Here is an 18717-nt window from a genome sequence, read left to right as displayed (position 1 = left end):
TCCGGTGCTAATGTTTAATTATTTTTAAGACATTTTCATTTTTGCTTGACATGGATTTTAAACAAAAAACAGTAAATATCCCATAATCAATGTGACAGCAATGGTAAAGATGATTGGCTTTTCTACATCCTCATGCATATTTCTCATCATTAAGATCTGGGTAAAACTAACACCGGCATAAACAAGCAAAGCACCTGTTTTTGCGATAAACATTAGTCCTGGGAATACCAAAGACAGCAGAAAGAAGAACAGGATGCCTGCTACTCCATAGATAATCAATTTTCTGTATTTCTTTTTCATGTTATCACCATTAGTAGGATATCATGTATTTTTTAATTTTACAATCATCAGTTTTTATTTTCACATGAAATCACATTGTTTTTTTGATGTAAAAAGAACGTGACAGGAATCACGTTCTTCTCACTAGGTTATCGAAAGGAAATCGATATGAATAAATTCAGAAAGCTTATGCAATCTAACAATTAAAGGAAGGAATGTAAAGAATGCACAATCTTTCTTCTTATCATAATAGAGCCAATATTATGATATCAGAAATAAGGTACTTATTTCTGTAAATATAATAACATTTTTGTTGCCAACTGTAAACCCTTCCATTGAATTTTCAGTGATTTTCTTATAACAAATTTCGCAAGATTCCTAAAATATAATGATCTATGTATATTTTTGTTTTTCTGTGAAACCGAAAAAAAGCCAGCATTTCTGCTAGGCTTTCTATGTTATTTATTCTGGATATATTCATCAATTGCTTTCGCTGCAGTTTTACCTGCACCCATAGCTAAGATAACCGTTGCGGCACCTGTTACAGCATCCCCGCCGGCAAATACGCCATCACGTGTAGTTGCTCCGTTTTCATTTGCAATCAGACAGCCTTTACGATTTGTTTCCAAGCCTTCTGTAGTAGAGCGGATCAATGGATTAGGACTTGTTCCAATTGCCATAATCATACAGTCTACATCTAATACAAAGTTGCTGTCTTTGATTTCAACTGGACGACGTCTGCCGCTTTCATCAGGTTCTCCAAGCTCCATCTTCACACATTCCATACCTTTAACCCAGCCATTTTCATCACCAAGTACACGTACAGGATTTGTCAACAGATTAAAGACAATACCTTCCTCCATCGCATGTTCTACTTCTTCTTTACGTGCAGGAAGTTCTTCCATACTACGACGGTAAACAATTGTTACTTCTTCTACGCCTAAACGTTTTGCACAACGTGCAGCATCCATAGCAACATTACCACCACCAACAATCACAGCACGTTTTGGATGCTGAATTGGTGTATCACTGCCTTCTTTATAAGCCTTCATCAGGTTACAACGTGTTAAGAATTCATTTGCGGAATATACACCTTTCAGGTTTTCACCAGGCATATTCATAAAGTTAGGAAGACCTGCACCACTACCGATAAATACAGCTTCATAACCTGCATCAAATAAATCATCCACAGATTCACTGCGTCCGATTACCATGTTTGTTTCAATATCTACACCCATGTTCTTTAAGCCTTCGATTTCATTTTGTACGATTGCTTTTGGTAAACGGAATTCAGGAATACCATACATCAATACACCACCTGCAACATGTAATGCTTCAAATACAGATACATGATAACCTTTTTTTGCTAAGTCACCAGCACAGGTAAGCCCTGCAGGACCTGCCCCAACAACAGCTACTTTATGACCATTGCTTTCTGGTTTCACAATTTCTTCTTTTACATTTTCACGATGCCAGTCCGCAACAAATCGTTCCAAACGTCCAATCGCTACTGCTTCCCCTTTTACGCCACGCACACATTTACTCTCGCATTGTGTTTCCTGAGGACATACACGTCCACAAACAGCAGGCAAAGAGCTTGTCTGGTGAATGATCTGGTAAGCTTTTTCAAATTCACCCAGTTTTACCTGTTCGATAAAATCAGGAATATTGACAGACACTGGACATCCACTGATACAAGGTTTTGTAGGACAATGCAGACAGCGTTCTGCTTCCTCCATCGCCATTTCTTTTGTATATCCAAGTGTAACTTCATCAAAGTTATTTCTTCTTACTTCTCCATCCTGTACAGGCATTTCTACCTTTTTTAAAGACATATTAGGCATTATTGTGCATCTCCTTTCTTCAACAGATTACATGTAGCTTCTCTTTCTCTTGCTTCAAAGTCACGATATGTTGCTCCACGACTCATTGCTTCATCAAAGTCTACTTCATGACCGTCAAAGTCAGGTCCATCTACACAGGCGAATTTTGTCTTTCCACCAACGGTTAAACGACATCCTCCACACATTCCTGTACCATCGATCATAATTGGATTCATAGATACAGTCGTCTTGATATTGTATTTCTTTGTCAACTGGCAAACAAATTTCATCATGATTAATGGTCCAATCGCGATAACTTCATCAAATGTTTCACCTTGATTAATCAAATCTTCCAACACATTGGTAACAAGTCCTTTGGTACCTGTACTTCCATCATCGCTGACAAGATATGCATGATCACTGACATTCTTGAATTCATCTTCTAAAATCACAAGGTCTTTATTTCTAAAGCCAGTGATAACAGTTACTTCAGCACCATTTTCGTGCAACGCTTTTGCTGTAGGATACGCAATGGCACATCCTACACCTCCACCAATAACGCAGACCTTTTTTAAGCCTTCAATATTAGATGGTTTTCCTAAAGGACCTACAAAGTCCTGGATGTAGTCATTTTCATTTAATTCATTCAACAGCATGGTTGTCTTTCCAACAATCTGGAATATGATTGTGATTGTGCCATTTTCTCTGTCATAATCAGCAATCGTCAATGGAATTCGTTCTCCATTTTCATTAACACGCAAAATAATAAACTGACCAGCTAATGCTTTCTTTGCAACCGCTGGAGCTTCTACGACCATTTTTGTAACCGTAGGATTCAAAATTTCTTTCTTAATAATCTTGTACATGGTTTCTCCTCTCTATAGCTCTACATTTTGTAAACCGTTACAATTTTCCTATTACTATTTTACTATGTTCACTAAGTGAATACAATAGTAATATACCACAAACCCATCATTTAGTAAACCGATTTACTAAATTTCATCTGACATTAGATTTTGATGGATCATCTGTAAAACTTTTTGAAGCTCTTCATATGGAATCTGCCCTGGTGCACTTTGTCCATGCATTGTAGCAAATGTGATGGATGAACCAAAAATCTCTCCACTGATCCTTGACAATAATCCTTGTTTGCCCATGGATATCGTCACTAATGCCTGCTTTGGCACTCTGGATTTCATCTGTTGTGTCACTTCTAACAGTGTTAACAGATCTTCTTCATTTTTTGGCATAACCGCAATCTTTAAAATATCTGCTTCCATTCGTTTCATGGTCATCAATCGTGTCATTAATTCTTCTTTCCCCGGTGTTCGATGAAAGTCATGATTACTCATAATCACATGAATGCCATAGATATGCGCAGTCGCAATCAATTCTTTTAATCTTAGTTTATCCATGAACAATTCTAAATCAATCATATCCAGATGTCTGCTTTTGATCAAAGCTTTATTCATGTCAAAATAAAGATTATCATCGAATGCAATCGGATTGCCGCCTTCTCTACCTGTTCGAAAGGTACATAACAAAAGTGTATCTGCTAAATGCTTTTTCAGCGTTTCCGCAAAAGAAACCACACGCTTTATGTCAAATACATTTTCATAATGATCCATTCTCCATTCTGCGATATCCACATGCTTTGCGGCAATTTCATCAGCTTCTTTTATCAGCTGTTCTTCATTTGCACTGCACATAGGTACACAGATTTTCGGTATGCCATCACCAATCGTAAGATTTTTGATTTTCAACATACAACATGCCCCTTTCACTAGAACATTATAGTCGAAATTTGTCAATTCGTCTATTCTTTTTGATAGATTTTTCATTTTTTGTTACATTATTTTCATAAAAATTACATAAAAACACTTGCTTTTTTTCAATAGATACGGTATGCTAGAGGCAATTGGAGTGGTATTTATGATGAAACAAACATCTTCTAAATTTTATTTTTACTTTAGATAGCCCTGATAAAGCCATGTAACAAATGGTTATTTTGTATTTATCAGGGCGTAACAAAGCATCGAGGCAAATGACCGTGATGCTTTTCTTTTTATATCATGATACTTTCCGAAAAAAAGGGGTGAAGTTATGAAATATGGACTGATTGGAGAACATTTATCGCACAGTTTTTCCAAAGAAATCCACGAAAAACTGGCAGATTACACATATGATTTATGTCCGTTAACAAAAGAAGAATTTCCAGTATTCATGAAGCAGCATGATTTCAAGGCAATCAACGTGACGATTCCTTATAAGATTGATTGTATGGCTTATCTTGATGAAATTGATGAAAAAGCGCAGGCTATTGGCAGTGTGAATACGATCGTCAACCGTGATGGCAGATTATATGGGTATAACACCGATTATGATGGATTCGCTTATATGTTAAAACGCCATGATGTTCCCATCCAAGGTCAAAAGGTATTGATGATTGGCGATGGTGGTGCCGCTAAGGCAATCACAAAAGTTTTAAAAGATTTCCATGCAAAAGAAATTTTAAAGGTACGCCGTTCAAAAAGTGCAAATACCATCAGTTATGATGAAGTCTATCAGCAGCATATGGATGCAGATATCATCATTAATACATCTCCAAGTGGGATGTATCCCCATGATGATGATTGCCCACTTGATTTAACTGCCTTCAAAGATTTAAAATATGTGGTGGATATTATCTATAATCCACTTCGTACCTCCCTTTGTGTACAGGCAAACAATCAGAATGTACCTTCCATTGGTGGTCTGGAGATGCTGATAGCGCAGGCAAAAGTTGCTGTTGAACACTTTTTATCAACAAGCATAGAAGATCATGCTATTCACGAAATATATCGTGATATGATGAAGGAAATGACATCCATTGTATTGATTGGAATGCCAAGCAGCGGTAAATCCAGTATTGGCAGACAATTAGCAGAAGATCTGCATAAAGAATTCTATGATGTAGATACACAAATAGAACAGATTGCTCAAAAATCAATCAAAGACATTTTTCAGGATGAAGGTGAAGCATACTTCCGTGATTTGGAAACCAAAGTAATCTTGCAGCTGTCACAGAAAAAACAGGCTGTGATTGCGACAGGTGGCGGCAGCATTTTAAGAAAACAAAACGTTAATGCTTTAAAACGAAATGGTATGCTTTGTTATATCAGACGGGATATTGACAAACTGTTAGTAGACGATGCACGTCCTTTATCAAAGAGTAAAGCTGCCATACAGGAAATGCTGGATATAAGAGCGCCGTTATATGAAGCAGCTGCAGATATCTGCATTGAAAACAATAACGATCTTGATACTGTCATAGAAATGATCAAACAAATGTTTGATGCATATTGTCAAAAATTATAAAGAAAGAAGAGGGATAAACTTATGATTATTACATTAAAGAAGGATGCACCTAAGGAAGAGGTCAATAAGCTTGTTAAAAGCTTTGAAAACAAAGGCTTATCTGTTACCATGATTTATGGTGACAACTACAATGTCTTTGGTTTGGTCGGTGATACCAGCAAGGTGGATGAAAAGCTGGTCAAAGCACATCCATTTGTAGAAAATGTGACACGTATTGCAGCACCATATAAAAAAGCCAACCGTTTATTTCACCCGGCTGATACGATTGTTGATGTTGCCGGCATTAAAATTGGTGGTCATGAAAAAATTGTTGTGATTGGCGGACCTTGCTCCGTAGAAGGTGATACGCAGATCATGGAAATCGCAAAAGCTGTCAAAGAAGCCGGTGGCGATATGTTAAGAGGTGGCGCGTATAAACCAAGAACCAGCCCTTATGCATTCCAGGGTATGGGCACAGAAGGTGTCAACTGTATGGTTCACGCAAGAGAAACCTATGGACTTCCTATCGTTAGTGAACTCATGAGCGCTGATAAACTGGATGAATTCATTGAAAACGTAGATTTAATTCAGATTGGTGCCCGTAATATGCAAAACTTTGATCTGTTAAAAGCAGTTGGTAAGACCAATAAGCCAGTCCTTTTAAAACGTGGGCTTGCCAACACGATTGAAGAATGGATCATGGCTGCGGAATACATCATGTCAGAAGGAAATGAAAATGTTATCTTCTGTGAACGTGGTATCCGTACATTTGAAACATATACAAGAAACACTTTGGATTTAAGTGTTGTGCCAATCATCAAAGAGAAAACGCATTTACCAATCATCATTGATCCAAGTCATGCGACTGGTGACTGGAAACTTGTTGAGAGTGCTTCCCTTGCCGCTATCGCTGCAGGTGCTGATGGTTTGATTATTGAAGTACACAATGATCCGGAAAACGCATGGAGTGATGGTGCCCAGTCATTGAAACCAGAACGTTTTGCGGAAGTTATTCGTAAAGGCAGAAAAATTGCCAATGTTATTGGCAGAGAGATGTAATACCAAAAGAAACAGAGGATGGATATCTGTATGGATCATCCTCTGTATTCTTTTAGGCCTATTATCAAGAAGCACTCTTCCCCTTCCCACTTTCTTTCATGCATATGGTGGGGATACATTATGGGCATCCATGTTTTACTTTATCTTTTTATGGCTCTTGCCAGATAAAAAAGCATCTTTCATTTTAATTGTCACTATCATATTTTCCTTTATGATTGAGTTTTCTCAAATGATTGATGTAGCATGGTTAAATGCTTTACGTCAAACACCTTTACGCCTATTATTAGGTCAGGGCTTTTTGATGAGTGATTTACATTGTTATGTAGTTGGTGCTATTTTGGCTTTTGTTCTCGATCAATATGTCATATTTAAAAAGAATCAACGCATTTAAACGTTGATTCTTTCTTTATTTTTTAATTGTCTGGATAGCAATACATCCAGGTCCACCCTGTGTGATAAAGGCAGGAGATAGTTCTAATAACTGAATTTCTGTATCATGGAAAACAGCTTTGATCTGTTCCATGATTTTTTTTGCATCTGCCAAAGCATCCGCATGGGATACATAAATCATATAATCATGATTGACTCCCATTTCTTTAAACTTCTCCATTATTTCAGATACGGCCTTGCTTAATGTCCGTTTGATCGTATATTTATCTAATCGTTTACCATCATCTACCTGCTGCATAACAGGTTTTAATTTTAACAATCCACCAATACTTGCAGCAGCTGGTTTTAAACGGCCTCCACGTTTTAAAAACGAGAAGTCTTGTGGAATCAGAAAAGACTGCATATGTGCAATACTTTCTTCCAGTTTCTCAATAATCACCTGAATAGGTTCTTGCGCATCACGTAAACGTACTGCTTTTTCCACAAGATAACGATGTGGTCCACATAATGTTTTAGAATTTAAAACATGAATTCTTTCTTTTTCTGGCATTTGTTCACGAGCCATCGTTGCTGTTTCATAGGTTCCAGATAAACCATCTGCCATACAGATGCTTAATACATCATTCCCCTGTGCACGTTCAAATGCTTCAATGACATCCCCAATCGGAGGTTGTGAAGAAGATGGCACATGTCCATTCTTTACACTTTCTAAAAATTCGTTTGTGTCAAAGCATAAATCACGCAAATGGTGATCATCTACGCTTACACATAGTGGCAATACATCAATGTTCATACGTTTTCCTTCTTCAATTGTAAATAAGGCTGACGTATCTGTAATAATCTTAATCATAGGCTGCTCTCTTTCATCCAACTAATTTCATACGCTCTTTATAATCCGGCATATAATTTTCTATAATGTGATAAAATGCTTTGGAATGGTTTGGCTGTATAAAGTGTACAAACTCATGCAATACCACATATTCAATAAACTCAAATGGATAATGAATCAACTTCTTGTTTAATGTAATACTGTTCTTTGCCGGTGTACAGCTTCCCCAACGGCTTTTCATATCCCTGATTTTAATCTGTGGGAATGGTAACTGATAATCATGCAGAGATTTATGTGTCATCATTGCAACATCGGTATATACATCCTTGCACAGTTTATCTAAAAACTGTCTGATGACTTTATCTATATCGCTGCCTTCCTTCATCTGTACATACAGATACTGGTTGTCATAGCTTACATGATTGTATTTCCCCTTGCTTTTCTTGATCTTTAAATCGTTTCCAAACAATAGGATATGCGTATCGCTGATCATGGTTTTCGCATTCTGTTCCATCACCGACTTTTGATGTTCAATGATCCATGAGATCTTGCTGCTCACAAAATCATCAATCTTTTCCATCGGTATAAAAGGATTCGCACTTACCACAACTTCTCCCTTTGGAGATATACGCATATTTATATTTTTTACCTGTTTGATAACCAGTGTATAGGTAATCGGATATTTTTTACACTGGATGACTTTCTTTTCTATACTCATATCAACAACATCCTCAATCTCTATATGCGTGTCTATTATTATCGCATAATTTGTCGAAAAAAGGAATAAGTTTTTCTATTGAAAATCATATATTTTGCTTACAATCATTTACATTTAGTTTTCTATTCATTTTATGATAAAATACATCTGGTGATGAATATGAAAAAAGTAAATCCTTTCCCTTTCAGTGATGACAACAAGCGTTATCATACATGGAATTATTATTTAAAGCATCAATATCATGAAAAAGTATTTAAAGTAGCATTAAACGCAAATTTCTCCTGTCCTAACCGTGATGGAACTTGCGGCGTTGGTGGATGCAGCTTTTGTGGGTCTCTTGGTTCTGGAGAATATGCTGGGGATATTCATGAAGATCTATTTGCGCAATTTGAAGAGCGTAAGGCGATGATGAAACGCAAATGGCCTGATGGCAGTGCCATCGCTTATTTTCAAGCATATACAAATACATATGCGAAACTAGACACCTTAAAGAAAACCTTTGATCCCTTTGTGAATCGTGAAGATGTAGTAGCCTTAAGCATTGCGACACGTTGCGATTGTTTAGAAGATGATAAGATTGCATATCTTCAATCTTTAACGAAACAGAAAGATATTTGGATAGAATTGGGATTACAAAGCATACATGATGAAACAGCGAAACGAGTAAACCGTGGGCATGATTATCAGACTTTTTTAGACTGTATCCAACGTTTAAAGCATACGGATTTAAAAATCTGTATACATATCATTAATTCCCTGCCTTATGAAAGCAAGGAAATGATGTTAAATACTGTACGTGCAATCGCAGATCTGCCCATTCATGCTGTAAAGATACATATGTTACACATTATGGAAGATACCCAGATGGCTAAAGAGTACAAAGAGCATCCATTCCCTATTCTAACAAAAGAGGAATATATTGATGTTGTGGTATCTCAATTAGAGCTTCTTCCTCCTGAAATCATCATTCAGCGATTAACGGGTGATGGTGTAAAGGATAAATTGATTGCGCCTGATTGGACATTAAAAAAGGTTGTTGTCTTAAATGATATTGATAAAGAAATGGTACGCCGCAACACGTGGCAGGGCAAGCATTATAAAAAATCTGTATAATGCTTTTTTCACGTTTTATTCATGGATGCATATCTTAAACATAGAGGTGATGCATTTGAAATGTGCAGGAATCATAGGTCGTTTAGAGGATTTTGAGGATCAAAAGAAATGGTTTGTGAATGCGTCTTATGTAAAAGCGATAGAAGCACTTGGATGGAGTATTTATCCTATTGTATCCAACACATCCTTGGTTCATGCATTAACGATATGTGATTGTTTGATCATACCTGGTGGATATGATGTACAGGGGTATTATGTACAAGAAGAAAAAAGAGCGGAATGTACGTATTATGCTTCCATGATGGATCATTTTGATTTTATCGTACTAGACGCCTTTGTGAAACAGAAAAAACCAATTCTTGGTATTTGTCGTGGTATACAAATCATTAATTTATATTTTCATGGTTCTTTATTAACACATATGAATGAGAAAACGCATGCGAAAAATCATATGCATTCCATTTATTTTGCTAGTGGCAGTGTTTTGACACAGTTATATCAAACACCATGCATCGTCAACAGTTATCATCATCAGGTGATTGGCAAATTAGGGGATGATTTACAATCCCTTGGATATAGTGAAGAAATGTATGTAGAAGCCATTGCACATAAAAAGCTGCCTATCTTAGGTGTACAATGGCATCCGGAAAAGATGGATGATGATCAGATCTTACCTTATTTTTTTGATATTCTTTGTGCCTGAAGTTTTCTTCTAGTTTTCACCCATTCATATATCATCCAGACCAGAATCAAGATGGAAATCCATATGCCAAAGCGATCAACATTGATCATGGTATGAAGACGGTTTAAACAATACGTAACCAACAAACTTCTCAATAATCTAGCAATACCATCACTTAATGTGAATTTTAAAAATGGCATATGCGTAAAGCCAGCAAGATAAGCTAATAGAAAATCAGGAAGTGGTGTTATGCCGCCGATAAAAACCGCAATGACACCATAACGCTCCATCAATGCTTCCCCTTTTTCAATATCCTCTTTGGCAGCGATATTTTTTAATACTGATGAACCTATACGCCAAGCCAGCAGATAACCAATAGCACCTCCGATACAGGTGCCTGCCGCACCAATCATAGAATACCATATCCATTTTTGTGGACTCTTTAAGCACAATGGCACAAGTAGTACTTCTAAAGATGGAAGTGGCAGAAATGCCTTTAAAATTGAATACAGGAATAATCCTGCATCTTCAAATATAAGAAAAAAATTCTGAATGTTCATGAAATCTCCTCATTTCATGATATGCTTCAGAATTTTTTATATGAGTTCTTTTAAATTATGTACGATGATATCTGGCTGGATATCCATGCGTTTTGCGTCATGTTCATCATGAACGCCACTGGTCACAAAAATCGTTTCCACCTGATTTTGTATACCAAACAAAATATCTGTTTCCAGATTATCTCCTATCATCACACAATCACTTGCGTCAACATGGGCAAAGCTTAACGCTTCTTTCATCATTGCTTCATTTGGTTTCCCAATGATCAAGCCTTCAGATTCACTGGCATATTGAAACATTGCGACGATTGCCCCATTGCCGATTCGATAACCATCTCCATGTGGAAGTCTTCGATCAGCATTTGTACCTATCAAAGTAGCACCTTTTTGTATCAGGTTAAATGCTTTACAATACTGTTCATAGCTTGCATGTACATCTAAACCAATAAATACATGATCCGCTTCCTGTTCATCAATTATAAATCCCTGTTCAAGAAGGGCTTCCTTCATTCCTTCCTGTCCAATATAATATGCTTTATTGCCTTTTAAATAACGTTTCGCATATGCAGCCGAAGCCATGGCACTGGTAAAGAAAGCTTCATCACGTATACCATGAAATCCCATACGTTCCATCTTTTCACGATTTTGAGCATGCGTACGCATCGCATTATTGGTAATGAAATAATAAGGGATATCCTGTGCAATTAGATAATCAATAAATTCAATCGCACCATCAATTAATTCATCCCCGCGATACATTGTCCCATCTAAATCAATAAAGCAGGTTTTATCCTTCCAGGACATATTATATACTCCTCATATACATGCCCTGATAATGATCAAGGTATGCTTCTTCTTCAAATTCGTTTTCTTTCATGATCTCCATAAACAGATACATACATAATGCATAAATACTGCCAAAAACACCATTTGAGAAATTCACGGTACAGCTATCCTCCTCAATCGTAAATTCTGCGACCTGCATCTGACGATCAAAGATGATAACACTGCGTTTTGCGGCATGTCTGCCTCCATAAATATGATACGTTACATCATGATAAATCATATCGAATCCGTTTTTACTTTTACGCAGTTCCCCAATTTTTTCTTCCTGTTCATACATTGTGAATTCATGTGATTTCAATACTGGCAGAATATGATACCATTTTTTGATTTGATAAAAACTTAGTACTACATCTTCATATGGATTTTTTAGTAAGATGTTGATCAAGTTACCTTCTTTTTCCTGTACAATGGTATAAATCAAATGTCCGTTTTCCTGTACCTGATATATATCATCCTGCTTGACAAGTGTAAACAGCATATGTAGCTCCTCCTTTTAAAAAAGCTCTTGGTAAGTATCAAGAGCTTCATGTATGAGTATATTGTTCATCATACGTCTTTCTTACAGAAACATTATAAGGAAATTTGTATGATTTTGCAAGGTTATTTAAATAGGAAACTTAACAGTGGTTCCATTTCCATTAAGACAGGAGCTAAAATCAAAGAGATGACAGACATCAATTTGATCAAGATATCCATTGCCGGACCTGCTGTATCTTTGAATGGATCCCCTACAGTATCTCCGGTAACTGCTGCTTTATGTGCTTCACTGCCTTTTCCACCATGGTGTCCACTTTCGATATACTTCTTTGCATTATCCCAAGCACCACCTGCATTGGCCATAAATACCGCTAACATAATGGCAGACATCAATGCCCCTACAAGTAGACCACCTAATCCCTTCGTACCTAATAAGATTCCACAAAGAATTGGTGATATTACAGCAATACATCCAGGCAGGATCATTTCTTTCAAGGCTGCCTGTGTGGAGATATCTACGCATTTTGCATAATCTGGTTTACTGGTTCCTTTCATGATGCCAGGATCTGCTTTAAACTGTCTTCTTACTTCATCAATCATCTGATTTGCAGCTTTTCCAACTGATTTGATGGTTAAGGAGGTAAAGAAGAATGGGAGCATCGCACCAATTAACAATGCGACAATCACTCCTGGTTCTAACAGGGATATGACTTCAAGCTGAGCAACCTGTGCATAGGCAACAATCATCGCCAATGCAGTAAATGCTGCTGAACCAATACAGAAACCTTTTCCAACGGCAGCAGTTGTATTTCCTACGGAATCCAATCGATCGGTAATTTCTCTAACTGCTGGTTCCATATCTGCCATTTCCGCAATACCACCTGCATTATCAGCAATAGGTCCATATGCATCTACGGATACTGTGATTCCTGTTGTGGACAACATGCCAACTGCACCTAAAGCAATACCATACATGCCAAAGAACATATAGCTGGCAGCAATACCTGCCGCTAACAGCAGAATCGTTAATGCTGTGGACTGCATTCCGATACTAAATCCGGAAATAATATTTGTCGCATGTCCAGTCAGACTTTGTGATGCGATTTCCTGTACATGTTTATATTCATCACTGGTATAATATTCTGCGATTTTACCAATGATGACCCCTACTACCAAGCCACTTAAAATGGAATAGAATGGATAAGCACTTTTAAAGACCATCTGTGATAATAACAAAGAGCCAACCAGTACGACAAGTGTTGCGACATATGTGGCAATACTTAATGCCTTTTGTGGATTCTGCCATTCTTTCATACGCACAAATACCTGTGCCGCAATGGATGCGATGATTCCTAATGCACAAACCATAATTGGAAATACACTTCCAGCAATGCCTACCGATTTACCTGATACAGTAAGTACGATACCAAGGGAAATTGCGGATACGATTGCGCCAACATAGGATTCACACAAATCACTTCCCATACCTGCGATATCTCCTACATTATCTCCTACATTATCTGCGATAACTGCAGGATTTCTTGGATCATCTTCAGGGATGCCGCTTTCGACTTTACCAACCAAATCGGCGCCAACATCTGCTGCTTTGGTATAAATACCACCGCCAACTCTGGCAAACAAAGCAATCATGGAGCAGCCTAAGCTGTATCCTGATACCACATGTGCAGATAATGCATAATTATGGGAAAACAGATAAAATCCTAAAAACAGAACTGTTAATCCTAATAAGCCAAACCCTACAACACATAAACCAAGTACGCTTCCTCCACTAAATGCAATACGTAAAGCTTTTGGCATGCCTTTATCATGCGCTGCCTGAGATACTCTGGCATTTGCTTTGGTTGCGGCCTGCATACCACAGAAACCAGCAACTCCACTGCATAATGTTCCAATAATAAAACAGAACGCTGCTCCCATTCCCACACCATCTACATTTTGTAAAGCCGGTATAAAGCCAAGGGATGCCAGCAATACTGCAATCACGATCACAAAGATAATGATGACACGGTATTCTCTGCCTAAAAATGCCATTGCTCCCTCATGAATAAATCCTGAAAGCTTGTCTAACATACGCATGTGAATTTTTTCTCTTTTGATATTTTGAAAAAGAAAAAAAGCATACACCAGCGCTAGACACGCAAGCAAGATTGCAGCCATTAAAAAATAGACTGCATTTTCGTCGTTTATCATATTATTTTTCCTCCATTGTAAGCGATTACACTTCTTACTGAATATTATAGCACTTTCAAAAGGAAAAGCAATATTTTATGAATACTTTACGACATTTTTTGATTAATCTTTTTATAATAGAAAATTAACAATAAAGGTACAATGGAGAATATTGCCACTAAATATAAAGTCATATCGTAACCAATGCTGCTTGCCAGAAAACTGGTAATCAATGGTGTAATCAAGCCGCTAAAGCCAATAAAAACAGCCATTGCAAACATCTGGGCACTGCTTGCCACCTTTTCCCCACTTACTTCTTTAATCAACAATTTGCTTGTCAACATGATTATTGGTAATGTCACAATCTGAAGACCTGCAGTTCCTATGATCAGCCATGGCGAATGAAAAAAGCCATACAGAAAAAATTTTACTGCATACATGACTGTGCCAAACCACAATAATGTAAAAGGTTTAAATCTCTTTAGTATTTTTGCGGATATCAAAAACAAAGGCGCTTCCATAAAAGACTGTAATGCCCATTTGATTCCTATCTGGGTACTGTTTGCGTGAATATCCAGCATCTTATCAATGACAACATATTGATCTGCTGTTCCAATCATATAAATAAATAGATATATACATACCAGCAGAAGATAGCGTTTATTCTTAAAAAATCCTTTGATATCTTCCATACGCATAGCTCTGCCGTTTTTCTTTGCATCACTGCTTGTTTTTATCAAATATAATAAAACAATGGATATGATAGAAAAACTAATCAATAACGATATGTATGAAAAATGGGATACTAGATAGCCTGCGATGGGAGAACCAATGGTTAGTCCCAATGCCCCGAAACAACGTAGCACACCGTAATGTTCACTGTCCAATTCCAACATCCATGTTTCATCTAATCCCATAATGACTTTTACCATACCACCCATAAAGGATACTGTAAAGATATGGTAATAAAATACGCGCTGTTGATATAAAAACATCGCAAAACTTGCGGCGATCAAAATGACATACGCCAATAAGAAAAAACGGCGAATCTTTTGAAAACGATCGCAGAGATAGCCAAATAAGAACTGTCCAATGATGGATACAATTGCATTTCCTGCTAAAATCCAGCCACGTTCTACCACGCTGTAGCCTAACTTCGTTAAATATGGTATCATTTGTGTGTTTACCATGGATATTGCCACAAAAACAAAAAAGTTTAATGCGTATAATTTCCATTTCATATGTTTTTCTATGATCATCACATCCCGTCTTAGTATGTTTATGATCAAAAAAAATATGCACAGGCTTTCTTATAAAAACAAATTCGTGTATAATGTAGGCAAACATCAGGAGGTGTTTTCTTATGTCAGATACGATACAAACAAAGGAAATATTAGCTGAAACGTTAAAACTTTTAACAAATAAAAAAAGCTTTGCGAAAATCACAATCGCTGATATCACTAAAACAAGTGGATTTAACAGACAGACTTTCTATTATCATTTCCGTGATAAATATGAATTGTTGGAGTGGATTTATCGCCATGATGCACAACAGATATTTGATCATCATATTAGTTTTGAAAACTGGCATCGCTATATGGCTGCCTTATTAACGCATATCAAACAGGATAAGACGTTTTATCAGAATACGATTAGTTGTGATGATACAGTATTTAAGGAATTCATCTTTTCCATGACAAAATCAATATTTTTTCTTGCCATAGATGCACTTGACCTGCATCATCAGATATCTGAAAATGACAAGAATTTCTATAGTGAATTTTTCAGTTTTGGCATTGCTGGTGTCATTGGCAACTGGGTAAAGACAGATATGAAAGAAACCCCGGAAAAGGTTGCCAGCAACTTGAAAAGTCTAGCGCAGGATAGTGAAAAGCTGGCTTATGAGCGCTATCGTGAATCTTATAAAATTATGAAGGAGGAATCATAGATGAAACAAAAAGTAGAAGATTATTTTGAACGGTGCGGTGGTAAAGGATGGATGCATATTGAACGTTTACTAGTTCCTGAAGAATTAGGTCCTCATGTAAAGATGTATGCCAAAGTTACCATTGATCCCCATAGTTCATTAGGCTACCATGAACATCATGGAGATGGTGAAAGCTATTATATCCTGGAGGGAGAAGCAATTTATCAGGATCATGATAAAAAACGTATATTAAAACCAGGAGATGTGACCTTTACAGCGGATGGTTTTGGTCATGGCATTGAAAATCCTAAAGATACACCGCTTGTATTTATGGCACTTATCATTAATAACGACGAAAGACTGGATTAACCAGCCTTTTTTTGAAAACATAATAGAAACCCAGGCAGCATAAATACGATATATGGCAAGCCATATAATGAGTACAGCGGATAACGAATGATTCCGGGCACAAATTTTATTGTGTGAAACAGAAACGTATCCATCGTCAGGATAGTATATCCTAAAAGGATGATTACCCCCAGCCAGTATAGAATCGCTGTTTCTTTTTTGATGCGTGTTTGAAAACAGGCATATCCAAGATATGCAAAGGCAAAAACAAGTGTCAAATATTTGATGATCAGTAACACTGGCTTCATCACATGCATAATAGACAAGCTAATGCTGATGATAAAGCATATGCTGGAAATGAAGAATGCTTTTTTCATTCTTCTATTACCTTATAGATCAAATCATGTTTCTCTACTGGTGTTTTTGTAAAGTGATAAGAAGCATAAAAATCATCAAGCCAATGAGGAGGCAATGCGTGATTAATGTGTACATAGGCGAGAATATCGCCTTTTTTTACATAATCACCATCTTTTTTCTGAAGTACGATGCCAACGGATGGATCAATGATATCTTCTTTCACCTGACGACCTGCGCCAAGCTGCATGGCAAGGGTACCTAATGATAATGCATGAACCTCTTCTACATAGCCTTCTTCCCTGCTTTTGATTTCTAATATTTCTTTTGCCTGTGGCAGGGTTTCAGGATGTTTGATCATCTGAATATCTCCATGCTGTGCTTCTACCATATCTATTAGTTTTTGTAAAGCAGAACCATTATGAACAGCTGTTTCAAGCATTGTTCTGGCTTCAGATTCATTTTCTGCTTTTTTTGCCTGCATCAGCATGATGCTTCCTGCCTTTAAACAAAGCTCATAAAAATCCTTTGGACCTTCTCCTTTTAAAGTCGCAATGGCTTCTTTCACTTCTAATGCATTACCGATTGCATTGCCTAAGGGCTCATTCATATTGGAAATCATTGCCCGTACATCTTTATGAAAATGTTTTCCAATGGAAATCATGGTTTTCGCAAGCTTTTCAGCATCCTCCTTTGTCTGCATAAAAGCTCCTTCCCCAAATTTAACATCTAGTAAAATCGTATCCGCACCACATGCTAATTTTTTTGACATGATGCTAGAGGCAATTAAGGGAATTGAATTCACTGTCGCAGTCACATCACGTAATGCATATAACTTTTTATCAGCTGGCACAAGATTCCCGCTTTGACCAACAATTGCCAATCCAATGGAATTGATTTGATGTTTAAAGCTTTCCATATCCATATTGATTTGAAAGCCTTTGATACTTTCTACTTTATCAAGTGTTCCACCTGTGTGTCCAAGACCTCTGCCACTCATTTTCGCAATCTTAACACCACAAGCCGCCACCATTGGCGCAAGGGCTAAACTCGTCTTGTCCCCGACCCCACCGGTAGAATGTTTATCACATTTGATGCCAGCAATATCTGATAGATCCATGACTTCCCCGCTATACAGCATTTCTTCTGTAAGCCATGCTGTTTCCTGTTCGTTCATGCCATTAAAACAGATAGCCATCAATAATGCAGATACCTGGTAATCTGGTATTTTATCCTGCACATAGGATGTGATAAATTCATGAATTTCTCCTTTTGATAAAGGATGATTTTCTTTCTTTTTTTCAATGATATCTACAAACCGCATGAAACATCCTTCTTTCTTTGAAAATAATACCATGTAAATGATGCATATTCGATACACTCCATACAGATAAAGTCTGATTCATCATAAGAAGGAAAGCTTGTATCTGATGAATAAATGCCTTTGATGATGGATATATAGATACGATGCGCATATGGCAAGGAAAGCTGATAGATTTCTCTTCCTCCACATACCATCAATTCTTCTTTACTGTGTTGATAGTACTCAAGAATAGCGGTAACATCTTTCACACTTTGAACCTGTTCATATGGATACTCATGTTTTGTTCTAGACGCAATAAGCATTTTTCTTTCAGGCAGGGGACGTCCTATGGATTCCCATGTTTTTCTACCCATCAATATTGTATGATGAAGTGTTAACTGTTGAAACAGATATAATTCTTCAGGTATATGCCATGGCATATGTCCTTGAAAGCCAATATGAGCTTGTTCATCCATAGCGACA

General features: G+C 37.1%; 21 protein-coding genes. 7 read left to right on the top strand and 14 right to left on the bottom strand.

Going from position 1 to position 18717, the window contains the following annotated elements; genetic code table 11:
* Positions 1 to 57: 57 nt before the first annotated feature.
* The 4 genes from DW761_RS15755 to aroD all read right to left on the bottom strand — a co-directional run bounded on the left by DW761_RS15755 (position 58) and on the right by aroD (position 3868).
* Positions 58 to 300 carry a hypothetical protein gene (locus DW761_RS15755; RefSeq protein ID WP_117453672.1) on the bottom strand — a complete coding sequence of 81 codons (243 nt, stop codon included), beginning with the start codon at positions 298 to 300 and terminating at the stop codon, positions 58 to 60.
* 437 nt (positions 301 to 737) lie between these two features.
* Complete coding sequence (gene gltA / locus DW761_RS15750) at positions 738 to 2123, bottom strand: NADPH-dependent glutamate synthase (RefSeq protein WP_117518704.1); 1386 nt, start codon at positions 2121 to 2123, stop codon at positions 738 to 740.
* Positions 2123 to 2968 (bottom strand): sulfide/dihydroorotate dehydrogenase-like FAD/NAD-binding protein, encoded by an 846-nt coding sequence (locus DW761_RS15745; protein ID WP_117518703.1) that lies wholly within the window; start codon positions 2966 to 2968, stop codon positions 2123 to 2125. The genes gltA and DW761_RS15745 overlap by 1 nt, the downstream gene beginning before the upstream one ends.
* 126 nt (positions 2969 to 3094) lie before the next feature.
* Complete coding sequence (gene aroD, locus DW761_RS15740) at positions 3095 to 3868, bottom strand: type I 3-dehydroquinate dehydratase (RefSeq protein WP_158553828.1); 774 nt, start codon at positions 3866 to 3868, stop codon at positions 3095 to 3097.
* Positions 3869 to 4205: 337 nt separating this feature from the next.
* Between aroD and DW761_RS15735 the strand changes: the two genes are divergently transcribed.
* Genes DW761_RS15735 through DW761_RS21705 form a run of 3 tightly spaced genes read left to right on the top strand, consistent with a single transcriptional unit; the run spans position 4206 to position 6888 of the window.
* The gene (locus DW761_RS15735; RefSeq protein WP_117518701.1) at positions 4206 to 5459 is read left to right on the top strand and encodes a shikimate kinase; all 1254 of its coding nucleotides are present in this window, start codon (positions 4206 to 4208) and stop codon (positions 5457 to 5459) included.
* A 21-nt stretch (positions 5460 to 5480) separates the two neighbouring features.
* Positions 5481 to 6497, top strand: a complete 1017-nt coding sequence (gene aroF / locus DW761_RS15730) for a 3-deoxy-7-phosphoheptulonate synthase (RefSeq protein WP_117518700.1) — start codon at positions 5481 to 5483, stop codon at positions 6495 to 6497.
* On the top strand, positions 6475 to 6888 hold the full coding sequence (locus DW761_RS21705; RefSeq protein WP_117518699.1) for a DUF2809 domain-containing protein: 414 nt from the start codon (positions 6475 to 6477) through the stop codon (positions 6886 to 6888). The genes aroF and DW761_RS21705 overlap by 23 nt, the downstream gene beginning before the upstream one ends.
* A gap of 15 nt (positions 6889 to 6903) precedes the next feature.
* Here DW761_RS21705 and DW761_RS15720 read toward each other — a convergent pair whose 3' ends face one another.
* Both DW761_RS15720 and DW761_RS15715 read right to left on the bottom strand, forming a co-directional pair.
* Entirely contained in the window at positions 6904 to 7737 is an 834-nt protein-coding gene (locus DW761_RS15720) for a DegV family protein (RefSeq protein ID WP_117518698.1), read from the bottom strand.
* A gap of 13 nt (positions 7738 to 7750) precedes the next feature.
* The gene (locus DW761_RS15715) at positions 7751 to 8434 is read right to left on the bottom strand and encodes a M48 family metallopeptidase (RefSeq protein WP_117453680.1); all 684 of its coding nucleotides are present in this window, start codon (positions 8432 to 8434) and stop codon (positions 7751 to 7753) included.
* Between the two features lie 159 nt (positions 8435 to 8593).
* Here DW761_RS15715 and DW761_RS15710 point away from each other — a divergent pair, with 159 nt between their 5' ends.
* Both DW761_RS15710 and DW761_RS15705 read left to right on the top strand, forming a co-directional pair.
* A complete protein-coding gene (locus tag DW761_RS15710; protein WP_117518697.1) occupies positions 8594 to 9547 on the top strand; it encodes a TIGR01212 family radical SAM protein in 954 nt (317 codons plus the stop codon).
* A 55-nt stretch (positions 9548 to 9602) separates the two neighbouring features.
* Entirely contained in the window at positions 9603 to 10250 is a 648-nt protein-coding gene (locus DW761_RS15705) for a gamma-glutamyl-gamma-aminobutyrate hydrolase family protein (protein WP_117518696.1), read from the top strand.
* Here DW761_RS15705 and DW761_RS15700 read toward each other — a convergent pair.
* The 5 genes from DW761_RS15700 to DW761_RS15680 all read right to left on the bottom strand — a co-directional run bounded on the left by DW761_RS15700 (position 10223) and on the right by DW761_RS15680 (position 15543).
* Positions 10223 to 10789 (bottom strand): YqaA family protein, encoded by a 567-nt coding sequence (locus DW761_RS15700; RefSeq protein WP_117518695.1) that lies wholly within the window; start codon positions 10787 to 10789, stop codon positions 10223 to 10225. The two genes, DW761_RS15705 and DW761_RS15700, sit on opposite strands and share 28 nt — an antisense overlap.
* Positions 10790 to 10825: 36 nt before the next feature.
* A complete protein-coding gene (locus DW761_RS15695; protein ID WP_117518694.1) occupies positions 10826 to 11593 on the bottom strand; it encodes an HAD-IIA family hydrolase in 768 nt (255 codons plus the stop codon).
* Between the two features lies 1 nt (position 11594).
* Positions 11595 to 12113, bottom strand: coding sequence for a hypothetical protein (locus tag DW761_RS15690; protein ID WP_117518693.1), 519 nt, complete (start codon positions 12111 to 12113; stop codon positions 11595 to 11597).
* A gap of 122 nt (positions 12114 to 12235) precedes the next feature.
* Entirely contained in the window at positions 12236 to 14323 is a 2088-nt protein-coding gene (locus DW761_RS15685; protein ID WP_117518692.1) for a sodium-translocating pyrophosphatase, read from the bottom strand.
* Between the two features lie 86 nt (positions 14324 to 14409).
* The gene (locus tag DW761_RS15680; RefSeq protein WP_233513115.1) at positions 14410 to 15543 is read right to left on the bottom strand and encodes an MFS transporter; all 1134 of its coding nucleotides are present in this window, start codon (positions 15541 to 15543) and stop codon (positions 14410 to 14412) included.
* A gap of 122 nt (positions 15544 to 15665) precedes the next feature.
* On the opposite strand from DW761_RS15680, the gene DW761_RS15675 reads away from it, so the two are divergent.
* A complete protein-coding gene (locus DW761_RS15675; RefSeq protein WP_117518691.1) occupies positions 15666 to 16250 on the top strand; it encodes a TetR/AcrR family transcriptional regulator C-terminal domain-containing protein in 585 nt (194 codons plus the stop codon).
* A complete protein-coding gene (locus tag DW761_RS15670; RefSeq protein ID WP_117453687.1) occupies positions 16251 to 16598 on the top strand; it encodes a cupin domain-containing protein in 348 nt (115 codons plus the stop codon).
* Here the strand turns inward: DW761_RS15670 and DW761_RS15665 are convergent.
* From DW761_RS15665 to DW761_RS15655, 3 genes are read right to left on the bottom strand one after another with little or no spacing between them, the layout of a single operon-like run.
* On the bottom strand, positions 16595 to 16954 hold the full coding sequence (locus DW761_RS15665) for a hypothetical protein (protein WP_117518690.1): 360 nt from the start codon (positions 16952 to 16954) through the stop codon (positions 16595 to 16597). The genes DW761_RS15670 and DW761_RS15665 overlap by 4 nt on opposite strands.
* Positions 16951 to 18255, bottom strand: coding sequence for a pyrimidine-nucleoside phosphorylase (locus tag DW761_RS15660; protein ID WP_117518689.1), 1305 nt, complete (start codon positions 18253 to 18255; stop codon positions 16951 to 16953). Before DW761_RS15660 ends, DW761_RS15665 begins: the two co-directional genes overlap by 4 nt.
* Positions 18243 to 18710: a dihydrofolate reductase gene (locus tag DW761_RS15655; protein ID WP_158553827.1), complete on the bottom strand. Its 468-nt coding sequence runs from the start codon at positions 18708 to 18710 to the stop codon at positions 18243 to 18245. The genes DW761_RS15660 and DW761_RS15655 overlap by 13 nt, the downstream gene beginning before the upstream one ends.
* Between the last annotated feature and the right edge of the window lie 7 nt (positions 18711 to 18717).

This window comes from Absiella sp. AM29-15 (genome assembly GCF_003434225.1).
Taxonomy (GTDB): Bacteria; Bacillota_I; Bacilli_A; order Erysipelotrichales; family Erysipelotrichaceae; genus Hoskinsella; species Hoskinsella hominis.
The sequence above is the reverse complement of the archived record's forward strand: the minus strand, read 5'-3'. Positions and strand labels throughout refer to the sequence as shown.